The organism is Novosphingobium aureum (genome assembly GCF_015865035.1).
GTDB lineage: Bacteria > Pseudomonadota > Alphaproteobacteria > Sphingomonadales > Sphingomonadaceae > Novosphingobium > Novosphingobium aureum.
In genome coordinates this window covers 2,454,143-2,481,106 of the sequence record NZ_JADZGI010000001.1, presented here as the reverse complement: position 1 = coordinate 2,481,106, position 26,964 = coordinate 2,454,143, and the positions used below count along the sequence as shown (strand labels likewise).

The 26,964-nt window shown below is 66.1% G+C and carries 29 protein-coding genes; 9 read left to right on the top strand and 20 right to left on the bottom strand.

Annotated elements, in window-relative coordinates; translation table 11 throughout:
- Window positions 1–93 precede the first annotated feature (93 nt).
- Window positions 94–1,680: a DNA recombination protein RmuC gene (locus tag I5E68_RS11620; RefSeq protein WP_197163882.1), complete on the top strand. Its 1,587-nt coding sequence runs from the start codon at window positions 94–96 to the stop codon at window positions 1,678–1,680.
- 81 nt (window positions 1,681–1,761) lie between these two features.
- Here the strand turns inward: I5E68_RS11620 and I5E68_RS11615 are convergent, their stop codons facing one another.
- From I5E68_RS11615 to I5E68_RS11575, 9 genes are all read right to left on the bottom strand, one after another.
- Window positions 1,762–2,052 carry a hypothetical protein gene (locus tag I5E68_RS11615; protein WP_197163880.1) on the bottom strand — a complete coding sequence of 97 codons (291 nt, stop codon included), beginning with the start codon at window positions 2,050–2,052 and terminating at the stop codon, window positions 1,762–1,764.
- A 79-nt stretch (window positions 2,053–2,131) separates the two neighbouring features.
- Complete coding sequence (locus I5E68_RS11610; RefSeq protein ID WP_197163878.1) at window positions 2,132–2,557, bottom strand: META domain-containing protein; 426 nt, start codon at window positions 2,555–2,557, stop codon at window positions 2,132–2,134.
- Between the two features lie 104 nt (window positions 2,558–2,661).
- Window positions 2,662–3,468: a TrmH family RNA methyltransferase gene (locus I5E68_RS11605; RefSeq protein ID WP_197163876.1), complete on the bottom strand. Its 807-nt coding sequence runs from the start codon at window positions 3,466–3,468 to the stop codon at window positions 2,662–2,664.
- Window positions 3,469–3,526: 58 nt separating this feature from the next.
- A complete protein-coding gene (locus tag I5E68_RS11600; protein WP_197163874.1) occupies window positions 3,527–3,811 on the bottom strand; it encodes an HPr family phosphocarrier protein in 285 nt (94 codons plus the stop codon).
- On the bottom strand, window positions 3,808–4,212 hold the full coding sequence (locus tag I5E68_RS11595; protein WP_197163872.1) for a PTS sugar transporter subunit IIA: 405 nt from the start codon (window positions 4,210–4,212) through the stop codon (window positions 3,808–3,810). Before I5E68_RS11595 ends, I5E68_RS11600 begins: the two co-directional genes overlap by 4 nt.
- An 84-nt stretch (window positions 4,213–4,296) precedes the next feature.
- Window positions 4,297–5,244 carry an RNase adapter RapZ gene (gene rapZ / locus I5E68_RS11590; RefSeq protein WP_197163870.1) on the bottom strand — a complete coding sequence of 316 codons (948 nt, stop codon included), beginning with the start codon at window positions 5,242–5,244 and terminating at the stop codon, window positions 4,297–4,299.
- Between the two features lie 119 nt (window positions 5,245–5,363).
- Window positions 5,364–5,819 (bottom strand): HPr kinase/phosphorylase, encoded by a 456-nt coding sequence (locus I5E68_RS11585; RefSeq protein ID WP_323982145.1) that lies wholly within the window; start codon window positions 5,817–5,819, stop codon window positions 5,364–5,366.
- Window positions 5,816–7,405, bottom strand: coding sequence for a sensor histidine kinase (locus tag I5E68_RS11580; protein ID WP_197163868.1), 1,590 nt, complete (start codon window positions 7,403–7,405; stop codon window positions 5,816–5,818). The genes I5E68_RS11585 and I5E68_RS11580 overlap by 4 nt, the downstream gene beginning before the upstream one ends.
- 24 nt (window positions 7,406–7,429) lie before the next feature.
- The gene (locus tag I5E68_RS11575; RefSeq protein ID WP_197163866.1) at window positions 7,430–8,236 is read right to left on the bottom strand and encodes a response regulator transcription factor; all 807 of its coding nucleotides are present in this window, start codon (window positions 8,234–8,236) and stop codon (window positions 7,430–7,432) included.
- Between the two features lie 276 nt (window positions 8,237–8,512).
- On the opposite strand from I5E68_RS11575, the gene I5E68_RS11570 reads away from it, so the two are divergent.
- Window positions 8,513–10,114 carry a phosphoenolpyruvate carboxykinase gene (locus tag I5E68_RS11570; RefSeq protein WP_370463737.1) on the top strand — a complete coding sequence of 534 codons (1,602 nt, stop codon included), beginning with the start codon at window positions 8,513–8,515 and terminating at the stop codon, window positions 10,112–10,114.
- A 207-nt stretch (window positions 10,115–10,321) separates the two neighbouring features.
- Window positions 10,322–10,672 carry a hypothetical protein gene (locus I5E68_RS11565; protein ID WP_197163862.1) on the top strand — a complete coding sequence of 117 codons (351 nt, stop codon included), beginning with the start codon at window positions 10,322–10,324 and terminating at the stop codon, window positions 10,670–10,672.
- A gap of 66 nt (window positions 10,673–10,738) precedes the next feature.
- On the opposite strand, the gene I5E68_RS11560 is transcribed toward I5E68_RS11565, so the two are convergent.
- On the bottom strand, window positions 10,739–12,631 hold the full coding sequence (locus I5E68_RS11560) for a DUF885 domain-containing protein (RefSeq protein ID WP_197163860.1): 1,893 nt from the start codon (window positions 12,629–12,631) through the stop codon (window positions 10,739–10,741).
- Window positions 12,632–12,778: 147 nt separating this feature from the next.
- Between I5E68_RS11560 and I5E68_RS11555 the strand changes: the two genes are divergently transcribed.
- A complete protein-coding gene (locus I5E68_RS11555) occupies window positions 12,779–12,991 on the top strand; it encodes a hypothetical protein (RefSeq protein ID WP_197163858.1) in 213 nt (70 codons plus the stop codon).
- 54 nt (window positions 12,992–13,045) lie between these two features.
- Here the strand turns inward: I5E68_RS11555 and I5E68_RS11550 are convergent, their stop codons facing one another.
- Complete coding sequence (locus tag I5E68_RS11550) at window positions 13,046–13,702, bottom strand: alpha/beta hydrolase (RefSeq protein WP_197163857.1); 657 nt, start codon at window positions 13,700–13,702, stop codon at window positions 13,046–13,048.
- 121 nt (window positions 13,703–13,823) lie between these two features.
- Between I5E68_RS11550 and I5E68_RS11545 the strand changes: the two genes are divergently transcribed.
- From I5E68_RS11545 to I5E68_RS11535, 3 genes are read left to right on the top strand one after another with little or no spacing between them, the layout of a single operon-like run.
- Window positions 13,824–14,933, top strand: a complete 1,110-nt coding sequence (locus tag I5E68_RS11545) for a cysteine desulfurase family protein (protein WP_228726942.1) — start codon at window positions 13,824–13,826, stop codon at window positions 14,931–14,933.
- Window positions 14,930–16,021 (top strand): cysteine desulfurase family protein, encoded by a 1,092-nt coding sequence (locus I5E68_RS11540; protein WP_197163855.1) that lies wholly within the window; start codon window positions 14,930–14,932, stop codon window positions 16,019–16,021. Before I5E68_RS11545 ends, I5E68_RS11540 begins: the two co-directional genes overlap by 4 nt.
- A 3-nt stretch (window positions 16,022–16,024) precedes the next feature.
- Window positions 16,025–16,357, top strand: a complete 333-nt coding sequence (locus tag I5E68_RS11535) for a 2Fe-2S iron-sulfur cluster-binding protein (RefSeq protein WP_197163854.1) — start codon at window positions 16,025–16,027, stop codon at window positions 16,355–16,357.
- Window positions 16,358–16,444: 87 nt separating this feature from the next.
- Here I5E68_RS11535 and I5E68_RS11530 read toward each other — a convergent pair whose 3' ends face one another.
- Window positions 16,445–16,984 carry a type 1 glutamine amidotransferase domain-containing protein gene (locus I5E68_RS11530; protein ID WP_197163853.1) on the bottom strand — a complete coding sequence of 180 codons (540 nt, stop codon included), beginning with the start codon at window positions 16,982–16,984 and terminating at the stop codon, window positions 16,445–16,447.
- Between the two features lie 141 nt (window positions 16,985–17,125).
- The gene (locus tag I5E68_RS11525; RefSeq protein ID WP_228726941.1) at window positions 17,126–17,899 is read right to left on the bottom strand and encodes a DUF4349 domain-containing protein; all 774 of its coding nucleotides are present in this window, start codon (window positions 17,897–17,899) and stop codon (window positions 17,126–17,128) included.
- Between the two features lie 394 nt (window positions 17,900–18,293).
- On the opposite strand from I5E68_RS11525, the gene parC reads away from it, so the two are divergent.
- Complete coding sequence (gene parC, locus I5E68_RS11520; RefSeq protein WP_197163851.1) at window positions 18,294–20,597, top strand: DNA topoisomerase IV subunit A; 2,304 nt, start codon at window positions 18,294–18,296, stop codon at window positions 20,595–20,597.
- A 35-nt stretch (window positions 20,598–20,632) separates the two neighbouring features.
- Here parC and I5E68_RS11515 read toward each other — a convergent pair whose 3' ends face one another.
- The 7 genes from I5E68_RS11515 to I5E68_RS11485 all read right to left on the bottom strand — a co-directional run bounded on the left by I5E68_RS11515 (window position 20,633) and on the right by I5E68_RS11485 (window position 26,328).
- A complete protein-coding gene (locus tag I5E68_RS11515) occupies window positions 20,633–21,292 on the bottom strand; it encodes a retropepsin-like aspartic protease family protein (protein ID WP_197163850.1) in 660 nt (219 codons plus the stop codon).
- Window positions 21,293–21,346: 54 nt separating this feature from the next.
- Window positions 21,347–22,012, bottom strand: coding sequence for a retropepsin-like aspartic protease family protein (locus I5E68_RS11510; RefSeq protein ID WP_323982144.1), 666 nt, complete (start codon window positions 22,010–22,012; stop codon window positions 21,347–21,349).
- A complete protein-coding gene (locus tag I5E68_RS11505) occupies window positions 22,009–23,229 on the bottom strand; it encodes a CCA tRNA nucleotidyltransferase (RefSeq protein ID WP_197163847.1) in 1,221 nt (406 codons plus the stop codon). Before I5E68_RS11505 ends, I5E68_RS11510 begins: the two co-directional genes overlap by 4 nt.
- Window positions 23,222–23,815, bottom strand: a complete 594-nt coding sequence (locus tag I5E68_RS11500) for a CoA pyrophosphatase (protein WP_197163845.1) — start codon at window positions 23,813–23,815, stop codon at window positions 23,222–23,224. The genes I5E68_RS11505 and I5E68_RS11500 overlap by 8 nt, the downstream gene beginning before the upstream one ends.
- Window positions 23,812–24,384 carry a DUF1285 domain-containing protein gene (locus I5E68_RS11495; RefSeq protein ID WP_197163843.1) on the bottom strand — a complete coding sequence of 191 codons (573 nt, stop codon included), beginning with the start codon at window positions 24,382–24,384 and terminating at the stop codon, window positions 23,812–23,814. Before I5E68_RS11495 ends, I5E68_RS11500 begins: the two co-directional genes overlap by 4 nt.
- Before the next feature lie 86 nt (window positions 24,385–24,470).
- Window positions 24,471–24,989: a GNAT family N-acetyltransferase gene (locus I5E68_RS11490; RefSeq protein ID WP_197163841.1), complete on the bottom strand. Its 519-nt coding sequence runs from the start codon at window positions 24,987–24,989 to the stop codon at window positions 24,471–24,473.
- A gap of 85 nt (window positions 24,990–25,074) precedes the next feature.
- Entirely contained in the window at window positions 25,075–26,328 is a 1,254-nt protein-coding gene (locus I5E68_RS11485; protein ID WP_197163838.1) for a PQQ-dependent sugar dehydrogenase, read from the bottom strand.
- Between I5E68_RS11485 and rnhB the strand changes: the two genes are divergently transcribed.
- Entirely contained in the window at window positions 26,327–26,962 is a 636-nt protein-coding gene (gene rnhB, locus I5E68_RS11480; RefSeq protein ID WP_197163836.1) for a ribonuclease HII, read from the top strand. The two genes, I5E68_RS11485 and rnhB, sit on opposite strands and share 2 nt — an antisense overlap.
- Window positions 26,963–26,964: the final 2 nt, after the last annotated feature.

The following is a 26,964-nucleotide window of genomic DNA, read 5'->3' as shown; positions in this document are numbered from 1 at the left end:
CCGGTCCCTGCTCTCGTGTGAACCTCAGATCGTGGGGGAAAACGTGAGGGCAGGGGACTGGCGTTCCTGAAACGTTCCCGATAAGCTGCGGCCATGGAAATCGCCATTGCCGCCATCGTAGCCCTCGTCATCGGCCTTGCCTTGGGCTGGTTCCTCGCATCGCGCCCGCTCGCCGACCTGCGCGCCCAGACCGAGGCGCGCGAGCGCGAGGCGCGCGAGACCGACGAGAAGTTCCGCGCCGCGATCCGCGATCTTGCCTCGGCTTCCGAGCGCGCGGCCCGCGCCGACGCGCTCGCCACTTCGCTCGACGATGCACGCCGGGACCATGCCCAGCATCTCGACCGCCTGCGCGCCGAGCATGGCGCCGCCTTCGAGGCAGAGCGGCGCGAGGCCGCGCAGGCGCTCGAACGCGTGCGTGGCGAGGCGACGGCGCGTTTCGACGGCGCGCGCAAGGCCTATGACGCGGAACTCGCCACGCTGCGCGCCAGCCACGAGAAGGTCTCGAGCGAACTCGCGACGCTGCGCGAGAAGACCGCCAACTTCGACGAACAGAAGCGTTTGCTGGTCGAGGCGCAGGACGCGCTGCGCAAGGAGTTCGAGAATGCCGGCGCCAAGGTGCTTGCCGGAGCGCAGGAAGCATTCCTCAGCCGTGCCGGTGCACGCTTCGAGGAAAGCGAGAAGGCCAATGCCGAGCGCATTCGCACACTGCTGGCGCCGGTTGGCGAGCGGCTCAAGAGCTACGAGCAGCAGGTCGCCGCGCTCGAGTCCAAGCGCGCGGATGCCTTCGGCAAGCTTGACGGCCAGATAGAGGCGCTGCGCATCGGGCAGGAGCAGGTCAAGGCCGAGGCTGCACGACTGGGCAACAGCTTGCGCAACGCGCCCAAGGCGCGCGGTCGCTGGGGCGAGCAGCAGCTCAAGAACGTGCTCGAGCAGTGCGGCCTGACCGAACACACCGACTTCGAGACCGAACACTCGATCGAGACCGAGGAAGGGCGCCTGCGCCCCGATGCTATCGTGCGCGTGCCGGGTAACAAGCAGCTCGTGATCGACGCCAAGGTCTCGCTCAATGCCTATCAGGACGCTTTCGAGGCCGAGGACGATACGCTGCGCCAGACCTGCCTCGATGCCCATGCGGCCTCGATGCGCGCGCACATCAAGACACTGGGCGACAAGAGTTACCAGAGCCAGTTCGAGAACGCGCCAGACTACGTGATCATGTTCGTGCCGGGCGAGCATTTCATCGCCGCCGCACTCGACCACGATTCGGGCCTGTGGGACTATGCCTTCGATCGCCGCGTGCTGCTCGCAAGTCCGACCAACCTCGTCGCGATCTGCCGTACCATCGCGCAGGTCTGGCAGCAGGAGGGGCTCGCCAAGGAAGCGCGCGAGATCGGCAAGCTGGGCAGCGACCTCTACGACAGTCTCGCCAAGACCCAGGACGATCTCGGCAAGGTCGGGATGCACCTTGGCCGCGCGGTCAACAGCTTCAACGACTTTGCCCGGACCTACGAGGGCAACGTCATGAGCCGTGCGCGGCGCCTTTCGGAAAAGCACATCAAGATCGGCAAGCGCGAGATCAGCGAGGACGTGGCGATGGTCGAGAGCGCACCGCGCTTCGCCGAGCGCATCGTCGCGGGCAATCAGGACGTGGCGGGGGAACTGACCGACGCAGCGGAATGAACCAACCGCTACCTCTGGAACAGATGGCGCTCCGCAGGATCGAAAAAATTCGCGTAGCTCACGACGCTCCCCAGCGAATTACTATTCACTAGGTTTATTTTCGAAACTGAAAGGGTTTTCTTCGCTGTCAGTTACGACGCTATCTTCAATTTTTGAAAGGGTCATTCCGACGCTCTCAACGGTTGCTTTTATTTCTGAGAGTTCACTCTCAATGGCGTGCAACTTCTCGTAGACCATCTGATGTAAGCCGTTGCTGCCATTGCCAAGGTTCAAGCTCATGTTGTCGATGTGCAGCGATATTCGCTTTCCGGTGACCCAAATCATGCCTGCTATGACAGTTACGCCAGTCCAAAATTGCAGATATGACTGCACTTGCGTGTCTCCTCGGAGTAACAAAGTTTGAACCCAGCGTGTCGGCTTTCGGGTTCTTAGGCAATGTTTTCCATGATAATCACAGGGCTGCGGCGCGGATCAGCTCGGCGCTGTGCCCGCCTGACTGGAGCAGCAGCTTGTCCTCACTGACCTCGAGGCGCGGGGTTGCTGCGAAGAGGGCGCTTACCGCCTTCTCCTGATCCCAGGCGGGCGCCGGGCAGGCCATCTCGGTCTGGTCCAGAGGGCCTGCGACGAGGCGGTCCTCGTTGACCCGCCAGGGCCCCGTCATGCGGTTGCAGCCGACGAGCACCGTGATCTCGCCATCGGCGAAGCGGACGTCGGCGGCGTCGGAGAGCGGGGTGTGTCCGTCGATCAGCGCGAAACGCCAGCGGCTGTCGTTGAGGTGGACGTTGTCCTCAGGTCCGGCGCAGCCGCCGAGCAGAAACAGGCCGAGCATCAGCGCGGCTGCGCACAGCGTTCGATGAAGGTTGCTCGGTTCCGACATGGCACTGGCATGCTGCCATGCACCATATGATGCCGGGATGAACGAGCACTGCAGCGCCCTGCAAGTTCAGCAGGAGCTATCGGGTGCGCCCGGCAGCTCCCGCGTCAGTCGCCGAGCCTTGCCAGCGCCTCGTAGGCGAGCACCGCGCCGGCAACGGCTGCATTGAGGCTGTCGGCACGTCCACGCATCGGGATCGTCACGCGCAGGTCGCAAGACTGTTCATAGGCCTCGGGCAGCCCCTGCGATTCATTGCCGACCATGAGGAAGCAGGGCGCCTGATAGGGTGCAACGCGGTAGTCGGTCGGATCGCGCAGCGAAGCTGCGACGAGCTGTCCCGGACCCGACCGCAGCCAGGGCAGGAATTCGTCCCAGCGCGCCATGGCGAGTTTCTGCGTGAAGATCGCGCCCATGCTGGCGCGCACCGCCTCGACCGAGAAGGGATCGGCGCAGTCGTCGATCAGAATGAGTCCGCCCGCGCCCACGGCATCGCCGGTGCGCAGCATGGTGCCGAGATTGCCCGGATCGCGCAGAGCCTGTGCCACCAGCCAGATCGGTGCGGCGCTGCGGTCCACTTGGGTTATGCGCGTGTCGAATTCGGCGAAGACCCCGGCGACGGCCTGGGGGTTGTCCTTGCCGGTGACCTTGGCGAGGATTTCCTGGTCCATCTCGACCACTTCACCGCCCGCCGCATCGACGGCCGCTTCGAGCGCGTCGAGCAGGGGGTGGGGCTCGCGGCCGGTCGCCATGACCAGCATTTCGGGCACCACGCCCGACTCGCGCGCGTCGGTCAGCAGGCGCAGCCCCTCGGCGAGGAAACGCTTCTCGCGTTTGCGATACTTCTTGTCCCTGAGCGAGCGCAGGAACTTGACCAGCGGGTTGGAGAAACCGGTGATGGTGCGGCGATGGGCCAAGGCGTGCAGGACTCCGATGGAATGTCGCGCGTCGCAGTGAAGCGCGCGCGCCCTTCGATCAACCCTTATCTTCGCCGAAGCCGTCGCGCACCAGGTCGCCGAGACGTGCCAGTGCCTCTTCGGCGCCGTCGCCCGTGCACGCGATGTCGATGCTGTCGCCCTTGGCCGCGCCGAGCATCATCAGGCCCAGGATTGAATTGCCCGCCGCGCTGGTATCGTCCTTGCACACGGTCACCTGCACGGTGCCCGGCAGTTCGCTGACGTAGTTGACGAACTTGGCGCTGGCCCTGGCGTGAAGCCCGCGCTTGTTGACGATGAGCACCGTCTCACGGCATTCGATCATGCATCCTGCCCCAGGTATTCGCTTGCTATGGTTATATAGTTGCGGCCCGCATCGCGCGCGGCGGCGACCGCGTCGCGCACCGGCATGCAGGCGCGTGCCTTGGCGAGGCGGATCAGCATCGGCAGGTTGATCCCGGCGATGACCTCGACCCGGCCCGCTTCCATCAGCGAGATCGCGAGGTTGGACGGCGTGCCGCCGAACAGGTCGGTGAGGATGATGACGCCTTCGCCGCTGTCGACCGCGACGATCGCTTCGGCGATCTCGGCGCGGCGGCGCTCCATGTCGTCATTGGGGCCGATGCAGACGGTTTCGACGTCGGCCTGATCGCCGACGACGTGTTCCATTGCGTGAACGAACTCTTCGGCAAGGTTGCCGTGAGTGACCAGAATCATGCCGATCATGCTGGGAATGCGCTCCGAACTTCCTGCGACCGCCCCGTCAGGTTTGTCTCGATCCGCTCTCGCGCATCAATTGCGGGGTCTTGTTCATTTCTCACGCCGCGGCCCCCTTTCCAGAAGATCAGCAGCCCTAGAGCCCAGGTTGCGGTGCAGCAATGTGGGCGAAAATCCTGAGCTGCGCAAGGCCGCTGCCATCTGTTCGGCAATGAAAACCGAACGATGTCTTCCTCCGGTACAGCCGAAAGCGACGTGGACGTAACTCTTTCCCTGCGCCTTGTAGCGCGGGAGCAACAGCAGCAGCAGGTCGTGGATGCGCGCAAAGGCTTCTTCGAAGGCGGGGTCCTTGCGGATGTAGTCGCCGACGGGCGCGTCCTTGCCGGTCTGCGGGCGCAGTTCGGGGTCCCAGTGGGGATTGTCGAGAAAGCGCATGTCGAAGACGAGATCGGCGAGGGGCGGGCTGCCGCGCGAAAAGCCGAAGCTGGAGATCGTGAGCGTCGTGCCTTCGGGGGCGGTCTCGGCGAACTGCTCGCGAATCGCGCGCTGCAGGTCGTTGGAGGTGAACTCGCTGGTATCGACCAGCATTTCCGCCCAGCGGCGCAGCGGCGCGAGCAGCTCGCGCTCGGCGCGAATACCCGTCACCGCCGGTGCGTCGGCTGCGAGGGGATGGCGGCGGCGGGTCTCGTTGTAGCGGCGTTCGAGTTCGGCGCTGTTACAGTCGAGGAACAGCGTGGACAGATCGATGTCGCGGCGTTCGCCAAGGGCCCTGACTTGCGCGATGATGCGCTCGGGATCGAAGCCGCGCGTGCGCGAATCGAAGCCGATGGCGAGTGGGGCGGCGATTCCCGTGGCGTCGTCCTGCGGATGTTCGAGCAGGCCCTCGAGCAGGCGGATCGGGAAGTTGTCGATGATCTCCCAGCCGAGGTCCTCCAGCACGCGCAGCGCGGTGGTCTTGCCCGCGCCGAGCATGCCGGTGACCAGCAGCACGCGTTGGCGCGTGCCAGCAGGGGTGTCTGGCAGGGTGGACTCGCTCGACATGGCGGCTGTGTGCGCTCCATGCGCCGGAAATGGAAGGGGGATATTGGGCCCATCTCGCGGCTTTACCCAGCTTCGTCGACATGTTCGGCCTGCGGGCAAGGTAGCGGGGAGACTGCGCGTCAGCCGGTACAGCGTTCGCCCGAGGGAAGACCGTACTTGCGCAAGGCGAGTTCCGCCTTGAGCGCGAGCGGCGCGGCGGCGGGCCAGAGACGCACCATGGGCAGTGCACACCCGGCACGCTCGGCGATCTGCGCGGTCTCGATGAAGCGCGGCGCGTTCTCGTCGAGACGAATGAGCAGGGCGACCCGTGCCTCGTCGCAGACGGGCAGGGTGACGAGGCCGAGGTTGCGCACTTCGATCAGGCCCCGGGTCTGGGGATGGGGACGGGCGACGAGCGCGCCGTCGCGCCCTTCGAGAAGCAGCGAGTCGTCGCCGACCAGCCGAGCGCCGCGATCGATCAGCTCCAGCGCCAGTGCCGACTTGCCGGTTCCCGAAGGGCCTTCGATCAGGATAGCGCGCGAGCCTATAGCGACGCAGGTTCCCTGATGCGCGACGGGAGACCTTGCCGGGATCACGCCTCGTCCTCCGGTTCCCAGGCGGGAAGGCTGAGCTGGAACCGCGCGCCGCTCTTGCCATCGAGCCTGTCGGTGGCGATGAGCCGCCCGTAGTGCGCCTCGATGATGGTGCGGGCGATGGCGAGACCAAGCCCGGAGTGTTTACCGAACTCCTCGCGCGCGGGCCGCAGCGAATGGAAGCGCTCGAAGATGCGCTCGCGCGCGGCGAGAGGGATGCCCGGGCCATGGTCCGATACCGCGATCTTCACACGGCCGTCGCCCGAACTGATGAGGATTTCGACGATAGCGCCCTCGGGCGAGAACGAGACGGCGTTGTCGAGCAGGTTCTGCATGACACGCTCGAGCCGCGGCGCATCGCCTGGGACCATCGCACTGCTCTCGCCGTCGTGCGCGATGGCGATGGTGCACGGCGCGTTGACCCCGCGCTGCTCGCGCTCGGCGACGAGGGCGTGGATCAGCTGCAGCATGTCGACCGGCTCGAAAGTGGTGCGGCTGAGCTGCGCGTCGATGCGGCTGGCATCGGCGATTTCGGTGACGAGAAAGTCGATCCGGCGCACGTCGTCGTTGGCGATCGTGAGCAGCTGGCGGCGCAGGTCGGGCTGGTTGTCGACGCGTTCGAGGCTCTCGAGCGCGCTGCGCAGGCTGGTCAGCGGGTTCTTGAGTTCGTGCGCGACATCGGCCGCAAAGCTCTCGACGGCATCGATGCGCGAGCGCAGCGCACCGGTCATGTCCGAGACCGCGCGCGCGAGCAGGCCGATCTCGTCGCGACGGTCGGGCAGGCGCGGCACGATCACGCTGCGGTCGCGCCCGAGGCGCACGCGCACGGCCGCGCGCACCAGCTTGCGCAGCGGGTCTACGATGGTGCGCGCGAGGAACAGCGAAAGCAGGATCGAAACGGTCAAGGCACCGCCGACGATGAAAGCGAGCGTCTGGCGCGCCATGCGCACGTTTTCTGTGATGTCGCGCGCGTTCCGGGTGACGAGCAATGCCTCGCCCTGGTCGCCGACCGGTGTCGCGGCGATAATCACAGGGGTTCGGTCGGGCGCTGCCTGCTGGTGGATCACGGTCGCGCTGTTGGCGAGCGCGGCCCTGATTGCAGGCCAGGCACGCGCGCTGGTATCCGCAGGGTCACGATAATCCGGTATCGGCGGCGCGCCGAGCAGGAAATCCATGCCGCGATCGAGCAGGCGCGCAGCGTCCTGAAGCCAGGGTTCGCTGTCGGGGTCGATCAGCTCAAACGACGGCGGTGCGAGCGCGAAGCTGTCCGCGATCAGGCTGCCGTCGGGTGCAAAGAGGCGCAGGCGCAACGCTTGCCCGGTGCCGATCGTGCGCAGCAGCTGTTCGCGCCGGGGCTGAGCCTCGCCGGCGAGTGCACGTGCCGTGATCTCGGCCTCCGAGCGGGCGAGGCGATAGCGTTCGTTGAGCAGTTCCTTGCGATAGCTGTCGATGTAGAACAGGCTGCCCGCGAGCAGCGCCAGCGCAATGATGTTGACCGCGAGGATACGCGCGGTGAGCGAGACACGCCAGGACAGGCCGAGGCGTACGCGCAAGGGCGCCATGATGCGCGCGTGCGAGCGTTCGGCCATTATCGGGTCCGCCGGACGCTGGTGTCAGGTATCGGCGTCGCTGCGCTCATCGGAGTACGAGTAGCCTGCGCCGTAGAGCGTGTCGATGGCCGCGAACTGGGGGTCGACAGCGCGAAACTTGCGGCGCAGGCGCTTGATGTGGCTGTCGATCGTGCGGTCGTCGACGAAGACGTCCTCGGAATAGGCTGCGTCCATCAACTGGTTGCGGCTTTTGACCACGCCGGGACGCATGGCCAGCGCCTCGAGGATGAGGAATTCGGTAACCGTGAGCGAGACCGGTATATCGTCCCACTGCACTTGGTGGCGTGCGGGATCGAGCCGCAGGCGCCCGCGCACGAAAGGCTCTGGCACGTCGCTTGCTGGCTCCTCGCCTGAATTGCCACGCGCGAGGTCGCTGCGGCGCAGGATGGCGCGGATGCGCGCGATGAGCAGGCGCTGGCTGAACGGCTTTGTGATGTAGTCGTCGGCGCCCATTGCGAGGCCCAGCGCCTCGTCGGGTTCCTCATCCTTCGAGGTGAGGAAGATCACCGGCAGGCTCGATTGCTCGCGCAGCGCGCGCAGCAGTTCGAGACCGTCCATGCGCGGCATCTTGATGTCGAAGATGGCGAGGTCGGGCGGGTTGTCGAGCAGGGCCTTAAGTGCGGTTTCGCCGTCAGTGTAGACGCGTGTGGCAAAGCCCTCGGCCTGGAGGCTGATCGAGACGGTGGTGAGAATGTTGCGGTCATCGTCGACCAGCGCGATCGTCTGGCGGCGCGCGGGTTCTTCGCTTTCGCTGCGGGCCTGCGGCGTCGTCTGGGCAGGCCGGGAGTGGGGAGGCCGAGGCTCGTTCATCGACTTTGCGCATCACCTGTCTGGCGTGAGTGCACCCTTGTAACCGGCGGTGCCTCTCCTGATCACAGGGTCATCACCTAGACGGAGAATGGCTGGCTGACAATCTGGACGAGACTGCGACGATTCTGTCCCGATTTGACCCTTTGCAGTTCCAATTCTTGCCAATTTGACGGAAAAGAAGCTCTGGACTATCCGCAGCGCGACTCCAGTATTTCTGGAACTTCCGCTGCTGCCGACGGATAATCCGGCAGACATGTCAATTTGGAGGAGATGACATTGACCGCTACCCTTTCCACCCCGCTCGCCAAACAAGGGATCGCCACCGAGGCGGAGATTTTCGCGAACCTGGGCACCGCGCCCTTGGTCGAGCATGCGATCAGCAACGGGGAGGGTAGGCTTTCGGCGGATGGTCCTTTCGTCGTGGCCACCGGCAAGCACACCGGCCGTTCCGCCAAGGACAAGTTCATCGTGCGCGATGCCGAAACCGAGGACACGATCTGGTGGGGCAAGACCAATGTCCCGATGACCCCGGAACACTTCGCCGCGCTCAAGGAGGATTTCCTCGCCGCTGTCGCCGACAAGGACAAGCTCTACGTCGCCGACCTGTTCGGCGGTTCGCAGCCCGAGCACCGCGTCAAGGTGCGTGTGGTCAACGAGTTCGCCTGGCACAACCTGTTCATCCGCACCCTGCTGGTGCGTCCCGAAGCGTCGGAACTCGAAGGCTTCGTGCCTGAGTACACGATCATCGACCTGCCCAGCTTCCGCGCCGATCCCGAGCGTCACGGCACCCGCTCGGAGACGGTGATCGCGGTCAACTTCTCCGAAAAGCTGATCCTGATCGGTGGTACTTCCTACGCGGGCGAGATGAAGAAGTCGGTCTTCGGCATCCTCAACTACCTGCTCCCGGTCAAGGGCGTGATGCCGATGCACTGCTCGGCGAACATCGGCCCCGACGGCGATACCGCCGTGTTCTTCGGCCTGTCGGGCACCGGCAAGACCACGCTTTCGGCCGATGCCTCGCGCACGCTGATCGGCGATGACGAGCATGGCTGGTCGGACACCGCGGTGTTCAACTTCGAGGGCGGTTGCTACGCGAAGATGATCCGTCTCTCCGAAGAGGCAGAGCCCGAAATCTACGCCACCACCAAGCGTTTCGGGACCGTGCTCGAGAACGTCGTGATGGACGAGGAAACCCGCAAGCTCGACCTCGACGACAACACGCTCGCCGAGAACAGCCGCGGTGCCTACCCGATCGACTTCATCCCGAACACCTCGGAGAAGAACCTCGGCCCGGTCCCGCAGAACGTGATCTTCTTGACCGCCGATGCCTTCGGCGTGCTGCCTCCGATCGCGCGTCTCACCCCGGATCAGGCGATGTACCACTTCCTCTCGGGCTACACCGCCAAGGTGGCCGGCACCGAGATTGGCGTGACCGAGCCGGAAGCGACCTTCTCGACCTGCTTCGGCGCGCCGTTCATGCCGCGTCACCCGTCGATCTACGGTAACCTCCTCAAGGAGCGCATCGCCAAGGGCGGCGTGAAGTGCTGGCTGGTCAACACCGGCTGGTCGGGCGGCATGGCCACGATGGAAGGCATCAAGCGCATGCCGATCAAGGCCACCCGGGCGCTGCTCAACGCCGCGCTTGACGGCAGCCTCAACAATGCCGAGTTCAAGGAAGATCCGAACTTCGGCTTCGAGGTTCCGGTTGAGGTCGCCGGTGTCGACACCGCGCTGCTCGATCCGCGCGGCGCCTGGGCCGACAAGGACGAGTACGACAAGACTGCGCAGGTTCTGGTCAAGAAGTTCATCGACAACTTCGCACAGTTCGAGGCGCATGTCGACGAAGGCGTGCGCAAGGCGGCTCCGGTCTCGGCCTGAGCTGCTACGCGAATTCGCAAGGATTGAAGGAGCCCCGGAACGTGTTTCCGGGGCTTTTTTCTTGCGTGGCGCGCCTGAGCGATCAGGTCTGCCTTTTCCCAAGCGCTCGCTTGCTTCAAACAAGGTGTCGCATTGTGCCTTTGTGGCCAGGGTGCATGCATGGCATCTTCCCGTTGGCATCGTTGTCGCAATGAGACGGAGGTATCTATGGCACTACTCGACGCAATACTTGGACAGGCAGGCAGCGGCACCGATCTTGCGGGTCTTGCGGGCCGCTTCGGCCTCGATCCGGTCATGGCGCAAAAGGCTGTCGCCGCGCTTGGACAGTCGCACGAGCAGCCGGGCGATACTGCCGCGCTCGCAGCCGACAAGACCGGGCTCGATACGGGCACGATGCAGCAGATGATCGCGGCAATCGGCGGCGAAGGCGCGCTCGGGCAGATCGCCCAGCAGATCACGGCCAATCCTCAGGTCATGCAGATGCTCGACCGGGATGGCGATGGCAGCGTGATCGATGACATCGCGGGCATGGCCAGCGGTTTCTTCGCGAGGAAATGACACGAAAAGGGCCCCGGTGCGTGCTTTGCGCTGGGGCCCTTTGCTCGCTGACCTGATTTTGGCGGCCTAGCTCTTCGTCGCGATGTAGCGCGCGATGTTCTGTCCCAGCACGTCGAGCGGGACATTGCCGCCATCGACGACGGCCTGGTCGAAATCGCGCAGGTCGTAGGCATCGCCGAGTTCGGCAATGGCGCGCTGGCGCTGACGGTTGATCTCGTTGTGGCCCATCTTGTAGCCGCAGGCCTGACCCGGCCACGAGCAGTAACGGTCGACCTCGTTGACCACTTCCTCGCGCTTGTTGCCGTTGCGCTCCATGAAGAAACGCACCGCCTGTTCGCGGCTCCAGCCCTTCGAGTGCAGGCCCGTGTCCACCACCATGCGGCAGGCCCGGAACGCAATCGACTGGAGGTAGCCAAGGCGACCCACCGGGCTCTCGTCGTAGGCACCCAGTTCATCGCCGAGCTGCTCGCCGTAGAGCGCCCAGCCTTCCGAATAGGCGTTGAAAGCGAGGATCGAGCGGATCAGCGGCAGGCGGTTGGCATATTCGCCTTGCCAGACGTGCCCGGGGATCGCTTCGTGATGAACGAGCGTTGGCAGGTCGTACTTGCGGTGAAGCGCGGTGGTGCGCAGGTTGATCCACATCTTGCCGGGCACGCTGCCGTCCTTCGAGCCCGCCCCGCCATAGGCGGTCGGCGCGCCCGGTTCCTCTGACAGCGGCAGGCGGCGCACTTCGACGTTGCCGGGTACGAGTTCGCGGAAAGCGCGTGGCATCTGCGACTTGATCCAGTCGATCCGCCCATGGATGAAGGCCATGATCTCGTCGCGGCCCTTGTCGCCTTGCGAGAACATGAAGCGCTTGTCCGAGCCGAGCGCGGTCATGCGGTCACCGACGGTCCCCTTGGTATAGCCCAGATCCTTGAGGATCGGATCCATCCTCGCGTGCAGTTCGTCGAGCTGTTCGAGGCCGAGCTTGTGGATCTCCTCGGCGGGCATGGGGGTGGTGGTGCTGGCGTGCAGAGCCCAGGCATAGAACTCGGCGCCATGCGGCCTCTCGCGCATGCCCGGATCGCCCGTCGCAAGGCCGCGCTGGCGCTTGAGCTCGGCAAGCTGGCGCTCGAGAGCGGGGACCACGTCACCAGCGACGATGGCGCGGGCCTGCCGGGCCCAGTCACCCTTCATCTCGGTGGTGCGCGTCGCAACCGAGCCTGCGAGCGTGCCGCCGTTGTCGCGGGCATCCGCGATCGAGGCCTCCATCTGCGCGACGGCGCGGTCGAGCAGGAAGTCGGGAGGAACGAGGCCTTCGCCGGTCGCCGCCTTCATCCGGTCGAGTTCGCCATCGAGCTGGCCGCTCATCTGCCCTAGGCGCGCGACATAGGCATCGGCGTCATCGGGGGTCTTCACCGGATGGTCGGCATCGAGAAAGCGCGGGGTGTCAAGATAGGCGCCCACGTTCTGAATGACGACGTAGGGCGTATTGCGCCAGCCGCCCACGGCGACGTCGCCATAGGGCTGGGCAAAACCGTCGAGCGATGTCGCATAGGCGCTCTTGATCACCGCGAGGCTGGTCGCATCGGCAGGGTTCATGTGGCTGGTGTCGATGGCCGAGACCCTGGCGAGGTCCTGGCGTAGCGTTTCGGCGAGCGATGCCATGCCAGCGGCAGAGCGGTCCTCGAGCTTCGAGCGCAGATAGGCGTGCTCGCCGGTGTCGACACCAAGGCTCGTGGCCTGACCCGGATTATGCTCGAGCAGGCGCCAGGCGATGGAATCGAGCAGGCCCGAAGCCTCGGTCGGGGCTGCCGGGCTCGCCATGGCGGGGCCGCCGACTGCCGGGCGCGGCTGGGTGCCTTCGGCGACGGCGCGAGCACAGCCGGGCAGGGCGAGCGCGGCAACGCTTGCAGAGAGCATGCCGATGGCCGAGCGGCGCGAGATCTGTGCGGTCTGGGGGGTGTGGTCTTGCATGGCGCGCAGACTGGCTGCGGGTGGCGGGGCTGTCAATTTGCTCCGACCGATTTTTACGCAGGCGTGGTGGTAAGTTTCGTCTGCGAGCAAGTTAACGCTTGCGCGAACGAACTCGCCACGATGCCTGCGATGGGCTAGCCATGGGCCATGGACATCGCACTTTCGCTGCTCGTGCTCACCTGTATCGCCCTGCTGCTGGGCGCCTTCGTGCTCTGGCAGCGCGAAGGCTATCGCCGTCAGGCGGTGCTGATGCTCGTGCTTGCCGTGGTCATGGCGATCAACGTCCTGATCTGGACGCTTCCGACGAGCGACGGCGACAGCCTCGTCAATGCCGCGCAAGAAGAACGGGCGCCGGAGTGATGCTCCGACGCCCGCTGTGAAAACCGGCGCTGTGAAATCCGGTCCTGCTGCCGCTTACTTGATCGGGCAGTCGGGCGCGAGGCGCATGTCGAGGTAGTTGTCGACCGACTTCATGAGATCGTCGGTCTCGTTCTCGAAGAAGTGGTTGGCGCGCGGGATCTCGTCGTGATGGATCGTGATGTGCTTTTGCGTGCGCAGCTTGTCGACCAGCTTCTGTACCGCATTGGGCGTGACCACAGTGTCCGCCGCGCCCTGAATGATGATGCCCGAAGCGGGGCAGGGCGCGAGGAAGCTGAAGTCGTACATGTTCGCGGGCGGTGCGACCGAGATGAAACCGCGGATCTCGGGACGGCGCATGAGCAGCTGCATGCCGATCAGCGCGCCGAACGAATAGCCCGCGATCCACGTGGTCGAGCTTTCGGGGTGGATCTGCTGGACCCAGTCGAGCGCGGCAGCGGCGTCCGACAGTTCGCCGATGCCGTTGTCGAAGCTGCCCTGGCTGCGGCCGACGCCGCGGAAGTTGAAGCGCAGGGTCGCGAAGCCGCGGTTGACGAAAGTCTTGTACAGGTGCTGGGTGATGCGGTCGTTCATCGTGCCCCCTGCCTGCGGGTGCGGATGAAGGATCATCGCCACCGGTGCACGCGGACGCGTGGCAGGCTGGAAGCGGCCTTCGAGACGACCTTCGGGACCGGGAAAGATGACTGAGGGCATGTGACTGGAAACCTGACCTGTTGAAACTCCCGCAAAAACGGTGGCGAAAGCGTGCGCCGACCATTGCGGGAGTGGAAATGCGATGGTTCGCTATATAGAAACATTAGTCCTAAAAACAATCTTGTCGACAAAGACGGAGTCGCAGATTTCTTCGCCAAACCAACACGCGGACATCTACCTCGATCACGCCGCGACGACGCCCCTCCTGCCCGAGGCGCGTGAAGCGTGGCTCGAGGGCGCCGCGCTCTGGGCCAATCCCTCGAGCCCGCACAAGGCCGGACGCGCCGCGCGCGCAGCGCTCGAAGGCGCGCGCGAGCGCATCGCGAAGGTGCTTGGCTGGCAGGGTGAAATTGTCTTCACCTCGGGCGCGAGCGAGGCGCTGGCACTGGCCTTGCGCGCGACCAAGGCGCCGCTCTTGGCCACTTCACCGGTCGAGCACGAGGCATTGCTGCGCCACGCCGCTGGCGCTGCGCGGCTTGGCGTCGATGCCAATGGCCGCGTCAGTCCGGAAGTCGATGCCAATGGCCGCGTCAGTCCGGAAAGCGCAGCACTTGCGGGGCTCGTGGCGGTCCAGCAGATCAACAGCGAAACCGGCGTGATCCAGCTGCTCGCGCAGATCGCCGAGGCGGTGCACGCTGCAGGCGGCCTGCTTCTCGCAGACTGCGCGCAAGGTGCAGGCAAGATCGCGCTTCCCCCGGCGGACATCGTTGCGCTTGCTGCACACAAGTTCGGCGGTCCCATCGGTGTGGGGGCGTTACTGGTGCGCGACTGGGCCCTGCTTTTGCCAGAGGGTGGGCAGGAGCGCGGCTATCGTGGCGGGACGGAGAACCTGCCCGGCGTGCTCGCCATGGCTGCGGCGCTCGAGGCCGGGAGCGACTGGATCGAACATGCCCGAGGCCTGCGCGCACGGCTCGAGCAAGGCATCCTCGCTGCGGGTGGGGAAATCGTCGCGCAAGATGCCGAGCGGATCGCCACGATCGGCGCCTACCGCATGCCCGGCAAGCCTTCCGCGGTCCAGCTCATCCGCTTCGATGGCCTTGGTATCGCGGTCTCGGCAGGCAGTGCCTGTTCCTCGGGCTCGCTGCGCAATTCGCACGTGCTCGACGCGATGGGCTACCCGCATCCGCAGGAAGTCATCCGCGTCTCCATAGGGCGCGAGACGACCGCGCTCGAGATCGACACCTTCATCGCGGCATGGCGCGAGATTGCAGGGGTGGGGGGCAAGCCATGATCTATCTCGACTATCAGGCGACGACCCCGCTCGCGCCCGAGGCGCGCGAGGCGATGTTGCCCTGGCTGGGCGGACCCGAGGCGAGCGGCATGATGTTGGGCTACGCCAACCCGCATAGCCCGCATCGCCCCGGTCGCATGGCCGCTGCCGCAGTCGAGGTCGCGCGCGAGCAGGTGGCGGCGCTGCTTCCGCCCGGAGGCCGCGTGATCTTCACCTCGGGCGCGACCGAGGCGATCAATCTCGCGTTGGTGGGCAGCGGTGCGAAGCGCCTTGCGGTCTCGGCGATCGAGCATGCAGCGGTCCTCGATACGGCAAGGGCCATCGATCCTGCGCTGACGATAATCCCGGTCGACCATGAAGGACTGGTTTCGCCCGATGCGCCGCTTGGAGACGCAAGCCAGCTGGTCGCGGTCATGCAGGTTAACAACGAGATCGGCACGGTGCAGCCGGTCGAGGATCTGGCGAAGCGGGCACATGCGCAAGGCGCGTTGTTTCTGTGCGATGCGGTGCAGGGGGCGGGCAAGCTGTCGGCGCTCGCTGGCGCCGACATGATCGCGATCTCGGCGCACAAGCTCTACGGCCCCAAGGGTATCGGTGCGCTCTGGCTGCGCGACGGACTTGAAATCGCACCGCTTATCCGGGGCGGCGGGCAGGAGCAGGGGCTGCGTTCGGGCACGCTCAGCCCTGCCTTGTGCGCCGGTTTCGGTGCTGCGGCAGCGCTCGCGGCGCAGCGGATGGAGGAAGATGCCGCCCATGTTGCGCAGCTCTGGCAAAGGGCGCGCGATGTGCTTTCGCGCTGGACGCTCAACGGTTCGCAAGGCCAGCGCTGGCTTGGCAATCTCAATCTGCGGCTGGAAGGGCTCGACGTCGCGCGGCTGATGTCGGACCTTCGCGACATTGCATTTTCGGCGGGCTCGGCCTGCGCCAGCGGCTCGGGACGGACCAGTCACGTGCTGCGCGCCATCCACCTTGCGGACGAACAGGCCAAAGCCTCTATCCGATTGGGATTTGGGCGATATAGTGGTTTACGGGATATAGAGGATGCCTGCACTCGAATAGAAGCCGCTGCGGCGGCGCAGGGAGTCTGAACATTGCCTAGCGTGCTTTTCGTCACGTCCGAGGGGGACAAGGTCACGGCCACGGCCGAACCGGGTGCCCGGCTGCTCGAAGTGGCCCAGAACGCGGGGATGCCGCTCGAGGGGACCTGCGAAGGTCAAATGGCCTGTTCCACCTGCCACGTCCACATCGCCGATGCCTGGTTCGACAGGCTGCCCGAGGCCTCGATGGAGGAAGAGGACATGCTCGACCTTGCGGCCGGCGTCGCGCGCACCAGCCGCCTTGCCTGCCAGATCGAGCTGACCGACGCGCTCGACGGGATCGAGGTGCATATGCCCGGTGTCGTGCGCGACATGCAGATCGGCTGATGCCCTGAAAACAGAACGGCCGCACCGCTCCGGTAGGAGCGATGCGGCCGTTTCCTATTTTTTGCCGGTACAGCCCGGCACGCGGTCTCAGGCCGCTTCGGCGGGAACCTTGAGCGCTGCGATCATCGCCTCGGCAAAGGCCGGGATGTCGTCGGGCTTGCGGCTGGTGATCAGGTTGCCGTCGACGGCGACTTCCCTGTCGACCACCTTCGCACCTGCATTGGCGAGGTCGGTACGGATCGAGGGCCAGCCGGTCACGGTCCTGCCTTCGACCACGCCTGCCTCGATCAAGAGCCAGGGGGCGTGGCAAATGGCGGCGACCGGCTTGCCCGCATCGACGAAGGCGCGCACGAGTTCGACCGCAGTGTCGTTGATGCGCAGCACGTCGGGGTTGATCTGCCCGCCGGGCAGGACGAGCCCGTCGAAGGTGGCGGCGCGCACGTCGTCGAGCGCGAGGTCGACCTTGACGCTTTCGCCCCAGTCGGTGTGCTTCCAGCCCTTGATCTCGCCCTCTTCAGGGCTGGCGACGAGGACCTCGAAACCTGCCTCGCTGAGCGCATCGCGCGGGCCCATGAGCTCGGACTGTTCGAAACCGTTGGTGGCGAGGATGAGGACGCGTTTGGTCATCTCTGTTTCCTTTGCAGCTGGGGGGTATGCAAGGAGAACGGGGAAGACGGCAGGTGCGTTCCAGTTGTCGGGCCAGTTGGCGGGGCTACAGGCAACGTCCCGGCCCGTTCGCTGCACGGACCGAGGATGGGGCGGCTGGCCTCAGGCCTCGTTTCTCTGGCGGATGGTGCGCACGAGCCAGGCGAGCGCCCAGATCGCGAGGCCAAGCGGGACACCGACGGCGAGCAACACGATCAGCGCGCCGATGACCGTTCCCAGGATCGAACCCAGACTTCCGAGCGCAGCCAGGATCGGTGAGAGAAAGGCGTTCGTCGTCTGGCCTTGCGAAACGTAGGTCAGGTTCATCTCGCTATAGTCGACGCGTCCCTGCATCTCGGCCAGCCAGCTACGCGCCTGGTCGATCTCCTCGTTGACCTTGGCGACCCCGCGTTCGGCTTCGACCAGTTCGGCGACCTTGCCCTGCCGCGTGGCGAGGATTTCCATGAGGCGGTCGCGCAATACCGTGCGGGCCTTGAGCCGTGCGGTGGTGTCGACTATCTGCTTCGAGAGGTCTTCGCCGGTGATCTCGCTCGAAATGGCCTCGCCGTCGGCGTTGCCCACGATGGTCCCCAGCTTCGCACCGAAGGCGCGGGCCTTGGGGGCTGCAACCGCAAGGGTCATCGAGCCGCCGCTGCCATCGCCTTCGCTGCTGGCCGAGCGCATGTCGAGCACGCGACAGACCTGCGGACCCTGCTTCTCGCAAAGCTCGACCTGTCTGGTCTGAACTTGCGCGATCCGCTCGGCGGCGATGCGATAAGTGTAGCTGTAAGTATAGGCGATGCGCGGCACGCTGACTGCGATCGGCCCGCCCCCGTTCGCATCCACAGGAGCGATTGCTGGCGGCGGGCTTTCCTCCTTCATATCGACGCTCGTCATGTTTTCGGCAGTCCCCGAATGCTCAGGAGCCTCTCCGCAGGCGGCAAGTGCGAAGAGCGCGGAACAGGCCACGAAGTGCGCCGGGACAAGCGACGATCGCGTTCGGCGGGGGAGTGAGGACCAAATGGCGTGCGTAATCATTCAAGCTTCCCCCAACTGTTCAAACAGCTCCTGGCCACACTTCTTGCATGGCGGGCGCGGTGCCGCAATCGAGATGAGTGCCGTCTTTGGTTTTAACTCAGGAACTTGGCGGTAGAGGGCTGCCGTAGGAGCGCGATCTGTCAGCATTGCTCTCCTGAGAAACACGGTCCCGACATCAGCCGTGCCCAAGTCTGCGGAAAACGGTGAATTGCCGCTTTGGCACGGCGTGATGCGCTGCTAGTCCTGTTTGACCATGGTGACTTCTATCGACGACGAACCCGATCCGTTTGACGCCATTGTCGATGCGCCCTTCGACGCCGCGCTTTCCGAGCGCTACCTCGTCTATGCTCTCTCGACGATCACCGCGCGCTCGCTGCCCGACCTTCGCGACGGGTTGAAGCCCGTCCATCGCCGCCTGCTCTGGGCGATGCGGCAACTCAAGCTCGATCCGGCGAGCGCCTACAAGAAGTCGGCACGCGTCGTCGGCGACGTCATCGGCAAGTATCACCCCCATGGCGACGCCTCGGTCTACGATGCCATGGTGCGCCTCGCGCAGGATTTCTCGCTGCGCTATCCGCTGGTGCAGGGGCAGGGCAACTTCGGCAATATCGACGGCGATAACGCGGCGGCCTACCGTTACACCGAGGCGCGCCTCACCAAGACCGCAATCCAGCTCATGGCAGGGCTCGACGAAGGCACGGTCGACTTCATCCCGACCTACAACGGCGAAGAGAGCGAACCGGACATCTTCCCGGGGCTCTTCCCCAACCTGCTCGCCAATGGCGCGACCGGTATCGCGGTGGGCATGGCGACGTCGATCCCCAGCCACAACGTCGCCGAGATCATCGACGCGACGATGGTGCTGATCGACAATCCGCACGCCGAGCACGCGCAGCTCATGGAGGTCTTCCACGGCCCCGACTTCGCGACCGGCGGGCTCGTCGTCGACAGTCCCGAGGCGATCTCGCACGCCTACGAGACCGGCAAGGGCGCGTTCCGCATGCGCGGGCGCTTCTCGACCGGGCGCGAGGCAGGGGGCGACTGGGAGGAGACGGGAATCGAGAAGCTGGGCGGCGGCCAGTGGCAGCTCGTCATCAGCGAAATTCCCTACATGCTCGCAAAGGGCAAGTTGATCGAGCAGATCGCCCAGCTCATCGCCGACAAGAAGCTGCCGATCCTTGAGGACATCCGCGACGAGAGCGACGAGCAGATCCGCATCGTGCTCGTGCCCAAGAGCCGCAACGTCGATCCGGAGCTGCTGAAGGAAAGCCTCTACCGCCTGACCGATCTGGAGAGCCGCTTCTCGCTCAACCTCAACGTGCTCGACGCACAGAGGACGCCGGGCGTCCTGGGGCTGAAGGAACTGCTGCTGCAGTGGGTCGTCGCGCAGATCGACATCCTCAAGCGGCGCACCCAGCACCGGCTCGACAAGATCGCGGCGCGCCTCGAGCTCGTCGCGGGCTACATCATCGCCTATCTCAACCTCGACCGGATCATCGAGATCATCCGCAACGAGGACGAGCCCAAGCCGGTGATGATGGCGGAGTTCGAGCTGACCGACCGCCAGGCCGAGGCGATCCTTAACATGCGCCTGCGCTCCTTGCGCAAGCTCGAGGAGATGGAACTGCGCCGCGAGCACGAGGACCTGCTCAAGGAGCAGGAGGACCTCACCAAGCTGCTCGAGAGCCCGGCGCGTCAGCGTACCCGGGTTAAGCGCGACCTGACTGCGCTGCGCAAGGACTACGCCGAGACCACCGAGCTTGGCCGCCGGCGCACGACCATCGCCGAGGCGCATCCCACGGTCGAGTTCTCGATGGACGCGATGATCGAGAAGGAGCCGCTCACGGTGATCCTCTCCGAGCGCGGCTGGATCCGTGCGGCCAAGGGGCACGTCGCGCTTGGCGAGGATGGCAAGGGCGCGGACTTCAAGTTCAAGGAAGGCGATGGTCCGGCCTTCGCCTTCCATGCGCAGACCACGGACAAGATCCTGATCGCTCTCGACAACGGGCGCTTCTACACGCTCGGCGCGGACAAGCTGCCGGGCGCGCGCGGCTTCGGCGAGCCGATCCGCACCATGGTCGACATCGACGCCGAGGCGAAGATCGTCGCGGCCCTGCCGCACAAGCCCAAGGGTCAGTTGCTGCTGGCCTCGAACATCGGACGCGGCTTTGCGGTCGAGACGGGCGAGATCATCGCCGAGACGCGCAAGGGCAAGGCGGTCATGAGCACCAAGCCGGGCGTGCGCCTCGCGGTGGTTCGCGAGATTCCGGGCGAGCACGATCACGTCGCGGTGGTCGGAGACAACCGCAAGCTGGTGGTGTTCAGTCTCGAGGAGCTCCCGGTCATGGCCAAGGGGCAGGGCGTGACCCTGCAGCGCTACCGCGACGGGGGCATGTCCGACGTGACCACGCTCAAGCTGGAGGACGGCCTATCGTGGACGATGGGCGGCGATACCGGGCGTACGCGGAACGAGAAGGACATCGTCATGTGGAAGGTCGCGCGCGGCGCGGCCGGACGTCTGCCGCCCAACGGTTTCCCGCGCGACAACAAGTTCTGAGCTCTTGCGGAAAGGGCCTGACCGGTCCGACCGGTTCAGGTCTCGCTGGTGGGCTGCGGGTGATGCGGCACGAGGATCAGCGTGCGGCGCTCCACTCGCCAGCTCTCGAGGCGTGACAGGAAGTTCATGCCGAGCACGTTCTGATCGCCAAGACCCGGCGCGACCACGGTGTCGAGATCGCGTGCGACGATGTTGCCGAAGCTCAGCTCGTCGATCGAGGCGATTTCCGCAGGCACCGTGCCGTTGGCGGTGCGCATCGCGATCTGGCGGCGAACTTTCGGCGGCTCGATGCGCGAGGCCTCGGCGGTCGACGGGGCGATTGCGGTGAGTGTCGCGCCGGTATCGACGAGGAAGTCCTGCTCGACGCCGTTGACCTCGGCCCTTATCCAGAAGTGGCCGTCGCCAGACATCTCGACGCGTGTCTCCTCGCCCTCCACCGTCTGCTTCTTTATGCCGATCTGCGGCATCGCGAGGTCGAAGTCGCCGCCGAAGCGAGCGACCTGGGCTATCGTTAGGAGCAGCGCGGCGACGAGCGAGAGGTTGCCCAGCCCGCGCACGAAACCGCCGAGCATGGGCGAGAGGCCACGCAGCATGGCGCCGACGATGCCCAGCAGCACGCCGCCGATGGCGAGCGCCAGCAACGGCTGGTCGAGAACGAACTGGGTGGCGGTGGCGAGCGCTTCTTCCGGGTTCATGGGCAAGGGTGTAGCAAGGCCTAGCTTGCCCTTGGATGACCGGCAGGTGGCGCGTCACGGTGTCAGGATCAGCCTGTCGCCCTCGACCCGCCAAGCCGAGAGCCCCGAGAGCAGGTTCATGCCGATTACGTTGGTCCCGGCATCTTCGGCCTCCCCTGCCTCGTCTGCGCTATCGGGGAGTACCGCAAGCTCGATTTCGCGCGCGTCGATCGCGCCGAAGGAAAGCGAGGCGGCACGGGCCATGGCGACGACGACCGGGCCGTTCGCGGTATCGAGCACGCGTCCCTCGTGCGTCTCCTCGCTCTCGTCGAAAAGCCCTGCGCGCGCGGCGACCGAGCCCGAGACCGCGGTATAGGTCGCGCCGGTATCGACGAGGAAATCGACCGGTACGCCGTTCAACCGGGCACGGACCCAGAAGTGGCCATCACCGCGCTTGGCGATCACCGTCTCGTTGCCCTCGATCCCGGCGGGTCTTGCACGGTCGAACATCATCGCGGCGCGCGAGGTCCGGTTGGTGGTGATGAGGTGCGCGACGGTCAGCAGGCCCGCCAGCGCCATCCCCGCATAAGCGCCCTTGCGCAGCCAGTCGGCGAGGGCCGGGCGCTGGCTGGCGAGCATGCCGGCGCTGACCGCGACGAGGATCGCGACTATGGTCAGTGCGAGCAACGGCTGGGCCGAAAGGTAGGCGCCCAGGCCATCGTCGCCCGCGGTCTCGGTCACGAAGGCGTTCCGGCGACGATCTCGTCGAGCAAGGCCTCGACCCGCGCCGTACCGGGAAAGCCCTCGGCGATCCAGCGGTCCTCGACTGCGCGTAGGATACGCGCGACCTCGGGCCCCTTGCCGACGCCGCGTGCCACGATCTGGCCACCCTTGAGCGGAAACACGGGGATCGACCAGTGGGCGAGGGGGGCGCTGTCGGCGCCGGTGATCAGCAGCCGGTCGAGCGCTGCATCGCAGCCAAGGCGATAAGCGAGGGCGCGGGCACCTGCGGGAGTGTCAATTGCTGCACCCTCGTTCGCTGCGCCGCGTGCCGCTGCGAGCGCGAGCCGCTTCTTCTGTGCGCCCGAGAGCCGGAACCGTGCGGCGACCTGTTCGGCCAGAGTGACGTCGGCGGGCAGCAGGGCGGCGAGGCGGCGCAGCGGATCGGGCGCGATGGTGCCTGCCGTCTCGGCGACGACGAGCGCTGCGAGAGCCTTGGGATCGGCTTCGGGCAGGATCACCGCCAGCACGCCGAGTTCGGCCATGCGCGCCACGGTCGGGCTCGGGTCGGGCAGACCGAGCAGGTTCATCATTTCCGCGCCGACGCGCTCGCGCGAAAGACCCTTGAGTGTGGCTGCAAGTTCGCTGCAGGCACTTTCGGCTTCCTCGTCAGCGGGCCTCGTGCCGAACCTCGCCTGGAAACGGAAATAACGCAGGATGCGCAGGTGATCCTCGCGGATGCGCTGGCGGGCATCGCCGATGAAGCGTACGCGGCGTGCTGCGAGGTCCTCGAGCCCGCCGAACCAGTCGAAGATCTCCCCGCTCGCTGGATCGGCGTAGAGCGCGTTGATGGTGAAATCGCGCCGCGCTGCATCCTCGCGCCAGTCCTGCGCGAAGGCGACGGTCGCGCGGCGCCCGTCGGTCGAGACGTCGTGGCGCAAGGTGGTGATCTCGACCGGGCCGCCTTCGAGAACGGCGGTTACCGTGCCGTGCGCGATCCCGGTGGGGACGCGGCGGATGTCTGCCCCGGCGAGCAGGTCCATGACCGCCTCGGGATGGAGCACAGTCGCCATGTCGATGTCCTTGACCGCGCTTCCGAGCAGGGCATCGCGCACCGCGCCGCCCACGAAACGCACCTTGTCAGCGCCCAGCACCGTTACGAGTTCGCGGATGTCCGCGCGCTCCATCCATGCTGCGCGAAGGTGGCTCGGGATTTCGGATTGCGCGGTATCAGTCATGCCAGTTCATTCTGCGGGTGAGGTTGGAGATGATCGCCCCGGTCACGCCCCAGATGCGGTGGCCCTGCCAGGTGATCTCGACGTATTCGCGCGGGCGGCCCTCCCATTCGAGCGTGCGCGCGACGTGGTTGGCCGTATCGAAGACGAAATGCGCCGGGGCCTCGAACCAGCGCGCGACTTCGGCGGGATTGGGAATGATCTCGATGTCGGGCGGGATCACGCCGAGAACCGGGGTAACTTCGTAGCCGCTGCCGGTGCGGTACTTGTCGCCTTCACCGACGACCCGCACTGAAGCCGGGTCGATGCCCAGTTCCTCGTCGGCCTCGCGCAAGGCGGCCTCGATTGCGTTCTCGCCCGGGTCGATGCGTCCGCCGGGAAAAGCGATCTGCCCCGGGTGCGCCCGCATCGAGGAAGGGCGGTGAAGCAGCAGCACGCCCGGCTCAGCGCGCTCGGTAAAGGCGATGAGGACCGCAGCGGGCTTGAAATGCTCGATCGCCTCGATGCGCGGGTCGGGCCAGAGATCCGGGGCAGGCCCGGCGAGCCCGCGCTCCAGCCGCTGCGAGAGGGTGTTGAACAGCGTGCTCATGCGGGCAGGAGGGCGAAACGGGTGCCGCCGCTGGTGACCGCAAGGTCCTCGGGTACCGCATCGCCGGTTCCGTCGCTCTGCTCGAGCGCGATCTCGATGAGCTGGGCATAAGTGCTGCGGTCGAGCCGCGCCTCGATGCCGTCGCGAACACTGACGTAGAGCGCCGGTGTCTCGGGATCGCCACGGCTCACGATGGGATGATCCGGGCCGGCGATGACGAGATCGTCGGTGTTGATGCGAAAGGCGATGTCACGGCCCTCGCGCTTGAGGTCGATGGCGATCAGGGGCGCATCCTCGACTTCGATCGAGAGCATCTGCCCCGGCGTCACCAGCCAGTGCGAGCTGTCGTCCTCGCGGCGCAGCAGCGAGGCGAAGGCGCGCACCATCGCGGGACGGCGGATCTCGCCGCCCTCGTGGTACCAGCGCCCGTCGGCGGCAATGCGCATGTGGCTGTCGCCGCGCACCTGTGGCTGCCACTGCGACACCGGCGGCAGTTTGCGCTCGGCGATACGCTCGGCGATTTCGCTCAGCGAGAGAGCGGCCAGTTCGGGTGGCGGTTCATAAGGCATGGTCTACGCGATGCCAGATAGGATCGCGCGCGCCAAGTTCCAGTCGGATGCGAACTGTTGATCGCCCCGGTGGGCGCAGGTGCGCCTCAGCGCGTCCAGGGACCGAGCATGCCGGCCTCGGGAAGGACCGAGGGATTTGCACAGCGCACCAGCAGGCGTTCGGCCTCGAACGGACCGGGCAGGTCCCAGCCACCGGTATGGGCATTGGTGAAGCCCCAGAAACGACCGTAATATTCGGGATCGCCGATCAGCACCTGCGGCAGCGGGGCGCGGTCGTCGATGCCCGACATCGCTGCCGACATCAGTGCCTGACCGTAGCCCAGGTTCTGCTGCTCGGGCAGCACCGCGACCGGGCCGACCATGATCATCGGGTGCGCACGTCCTTCGGGATCGGTGAGCGCGACCGGCCAGCACTGGATCGTGCCCACCAGCATGTCGCGCGCATCCATCACCGCGAAGCTGAGCGCGGGCAGCCAGTCCATGCCGTCGCGTACCTTGTAGGCGGTGCGCTGGCGTCGCTCGGGCTCGAACGCACGGTCGAGGAGGTCCTCGACGAGGACGGGATCGACGTTGTCGAGCGGGATGATGGTGGCGGTGTCGGACATGGGCCGCGCGCTTAGGGTCGCGCGCGGGGTTTGTCGATTCAATTCACCGATGTGCCGGGATAGGCTGGGTTTTGAGGGAGCCGATCTACCGCGATGCGGGCACCAGCTTGAGCAGATGACCACTTTCGGGAGCAGGCCCGTCCTCGAGCAGCCAGATCGTGCCGTCCTGGTCCTGCTCGATTTCTCGGATGCGGTTGTCGAGCGGGTAGCGGGCCTCTTCGCGCGCCGTGGCGGTCGGGTTGCCGCTCGCGGGCGAGCCATTGGCATCGAGCGAGACGGCGACGATGCCCGGCACCGAGAACGAGGCGATGAGCGCCTTGCCCTGCCAGCCTGCGTACTTCTCGCCGCGGTAGATCACGAAGTCGCCGGGCGCGATGACCGGGTTCCAGCTGATCGCCGGTGCGGCGAGGTCGGGGCGGGTGGAGTGGCGCGGGATCGGCTTGCCGTCGTAGTGGTCGCCGTCCGAGACCAGCGGCCAGCCATAGTTGGCGCCCGGGGTGACGAGGTTGATCTCGTCGCCGCCTGCGGGACCATGTTCGAGGTCCCACAGGTGCCCGTCGGCATCGAAGGCGAGGCCGAGCACGTTGCGATGGCCGTAGGACCAGATCTGGTCGCTGGGCGCGCCCTTGTCGGCGAAGGGGTTGCCCGGCGCAGGCGTGCCGTCGGGAAGAAGGCGAACGATCGTGCCGAGCGTATTCGAGGTATCCTGCGCGGGCTGCTGCTTCTGGCGTTCGCCCGAACTGACGAAGAGGTACTTGCCGTCGGGGCTGAAAGCGATGCGGTGCGAGTAGTGGCCGCGCCCGGTTACCTTGGGGGTCTGGCGCCAGATCACCTTCAGGTCGTCGAGGGCGCACGATGTCGGTGCCGAGCAGGCCAGCGTGGCGCGGCCCAGCGCTGCGCCACGCGTGTCGCCGTCGCCTGCCTCGGCCCAGCTGAGGTAGACCGCGCGTCCATCGAGCGATCCGGTGCTCGCCGGTTTCCACTCGGGCTGCGGAGCGAAGACAACGTCGCCGAGCCCGCCCTGACCGCCGTAGTCGACCTTCGGGACACCGCTGACCGATCCCTTCGTGCCGTCGGGCGCGAGCAGGCGCACGGTACCGGCCTTCTCGGTGATGATCGCGATGCGGGTCGAAGTGTCGATATCCATCGCCCAAGGCTCGTTGAAGGAAGCGACGGTCTCGACGGTGAAGGGGGCTGTCTCGGGTGCGCTGACGACCTCGCCAGTGCCCGCTTCAGCCTGTTCGTCGCCCGAGGCCGCACTGCCGCAACTGGCGAGCGCAAGACTTGCAAGGACGGGGGCGAGCGGCGATAGGGCGCCCAGGAGTTTCGCGCTGGTCATGACATCTTTCCCACTGGGCACGCAGCCCGCATTAGAATTGGCGGGTCCGCTGGTGATCGGCGTCGACGAGGCCGGGCGCGGACCGCTGGCAGGGCCCGTTGTCGCCGGGGCGGTGCTGCTTGGCAAGGGGGCTCCCCAAGGTCTCGACGATTCCAAGAAGCTGACCGAGAAGCGCCGCGCTGCGCTCGAGGCGCAGATCCGCGAGACCTGCCTGTGGGCGGTGGCGGTGGTCGACGTCGAGGAGATTGACCGGCTCAACATCTTCGGCGCGACGATGCTGGCGATGACGCGTGCGACCGCAGCCCTATGCGCGAAGGCCGGGATCAGTCCGCAGATGGTGCTGATCGACGGCAACAAGACACCCGAGGGGCGTTGCGAGGGCTGGTGCTGGCCGGCAAGGGCGATCGTCGGCGGGGATGCCAGCGAGCCGGCGATCTCCGCCGCCTCGATCATGGCAAAACAGCATCGCGACGCGATCATGCGCCAATTGGCGCAGGTGCATCCGCATTATGGCTGGGAGCGCAACGCGGGTTACGGCACGGCCGTGCACATGGCGGCGCTGCGCGAACATGGGCCGACGCCGCACCATCGCCGCAGCTTCGCGCCGGTGGCGAAGCTGCTCGCGCAGGGGTGAGC

Bases quoted from the DNA above. Each gene is read 5' to 3' on its own strand.
- I5E68_RS11495 (WP_197163843.1), bottom strand. From the start codon at position 24,384: ATGCCTTATGAACCGCCACCCGAACTGGCCGCTCTCTCGCTGAGCGAA.
- I5E68_RS11575 (WP_197163866.1), bottom strand. From the start codon at position 8,236: ATGAACGAGCCTCGGCCTCCCCACTCCCGGCCTGCCCAGACGACGCCG.
- I5E68_RS11600 (WP_197163874.1), bottom strand. From the start codon at position 3,811: ATGATCGAATGCCGTGAGACGGTGCTCATCGTCAACAAGCGCGGGCTT.
- I5E68_RS11540 (WP_197163855.1), top strand. From the start codon at position 14,930: ATGATCTATCTCGACTATCAGGCGACGACCCCGCTCGCGCCCGAGGCG.
- I5E68_RS11550 (WP_197163857.1), bottom strand. From the start codon at position 13,702: ATGCCCTCAGTCATCTTTCCCGGTCCCGAAGGTCGTCTCGAAGGCCGC.
- I5E68_RS11595 (WP_197163872.1), bottom strand. From the start codon at position 4,212: ATGATCGGCATGATTCTGGTCACTCACGGCAACCTTGCCGAAGAGTTC.
- rnhB (WP_197163836.1), top strand. From the start codon at position 26,327: ATGACATCTTTCCCACTGGGCACGCAGCCCGCATTAGAATTGGCGGGT.
- I5E68_RS11610 (WP_197163878.1), bottom strand. From the start codon at position 2,557: ATGTCGGAACCGAGCAACCTTCATCGAACGCTGTGCGCAGCCGCGCTG.
- I5E68_RS11530 (WP_197163853.1), bottom strand. From the start codon at position 16,984: ATGACCAAACGCGTCCTCATCCTCGCCACCAACGGTTTCGAACAGTCC.
- I5E68_RS11565 (WP_197163862.1), top strand. From the start codon at position 10,322: ATGGCACTACTCGACGCAATACTTGGACAGGCAGGCAGCGGCACCGAT.
- I5E68_RS11555 (WP_197163858.1), top strand. From the start codon at position 12,779: ATGGACATCGCACTTTCGCTGCTCGTGCTCACCTGTATCGCCCTGCTG.
- I5E68_RS11560 (WP_197163860.1), bottom strand. From the start codon at position 12,631: ATGCAAGACCACACCCCCCAGACCGCACAGATCTCGCGCCGCTCGGCC.
- I5E68_RS11490 (WP_197163841.1), bottom strand. From the start codon at position 24,989: ATGTCCGACACCGCCACCATCATCCCGCTCGACAACGTCGATCCCGTC.
- I5E68_RS11505 (WP_197163847.1), bottom strand. From the start codon at position 23,229: ATGACTGATACCGCGCAATCCGAAATCCCGAGCCACCTTCGCGCAGCA.
- I5E68_RS11525 (WP_228726941.1), bottom strand. From the start codon at position 17,899: ATGACGAGCGTCGATATGAAGGAGGAAAGCCCGCCGCCAGCAATCGCT.
- parC (WP_197163851.1), top strand. From the start codon at position 18,294: ATGGTGACTTCTATCGACGACGAACCCGATCCGTTTGACGCCATTGTC.
- I5E68_RS11580 (WP_197163868.1), bottom strand. From the start codon at position 7,405: ATGGCCGAACGCTCGCACGCGCGCATCATGGCGCCCTTGCGCGTACGC.
- rapZ (WP_197163870.1), bottom strand. From the start codon at position 5,244: ATGTCGAGCGAGTCCACCCTGCCAGACACCCCTGCTGGCACGCGCCAA.
- I5E68_RS11485 (WP_197163838.1), bottom strand. From the start codon at position 26,328: ATGACCAGCGCGAAACTCCTGGGCGCCCTATCGCCGCTCGCCCCCGTC.
- I5E68_RS11515 (WP_197163850.1), bottom strand. From the start codon at position 21,292: ATGAACCCGGAAGAAGCGCTCGCCACCGCCACCCAGTTCGTTCTCGAC.
- I5E68_RS11500 (WP_197163845.1), bottom strand. From the start codon at position 23,815: ATGAGCACGCTGTTCAACACCCTCTCGCAGCGGCTGGAGCGCGGGCTC.
- I5E68_RS11620 (WP_197163882.1), top strand. From the start codon at position 94: ATGGAAATCGCCATTGCCGCCATCGTAGCCCTCGTCATCGGCCTTGCC.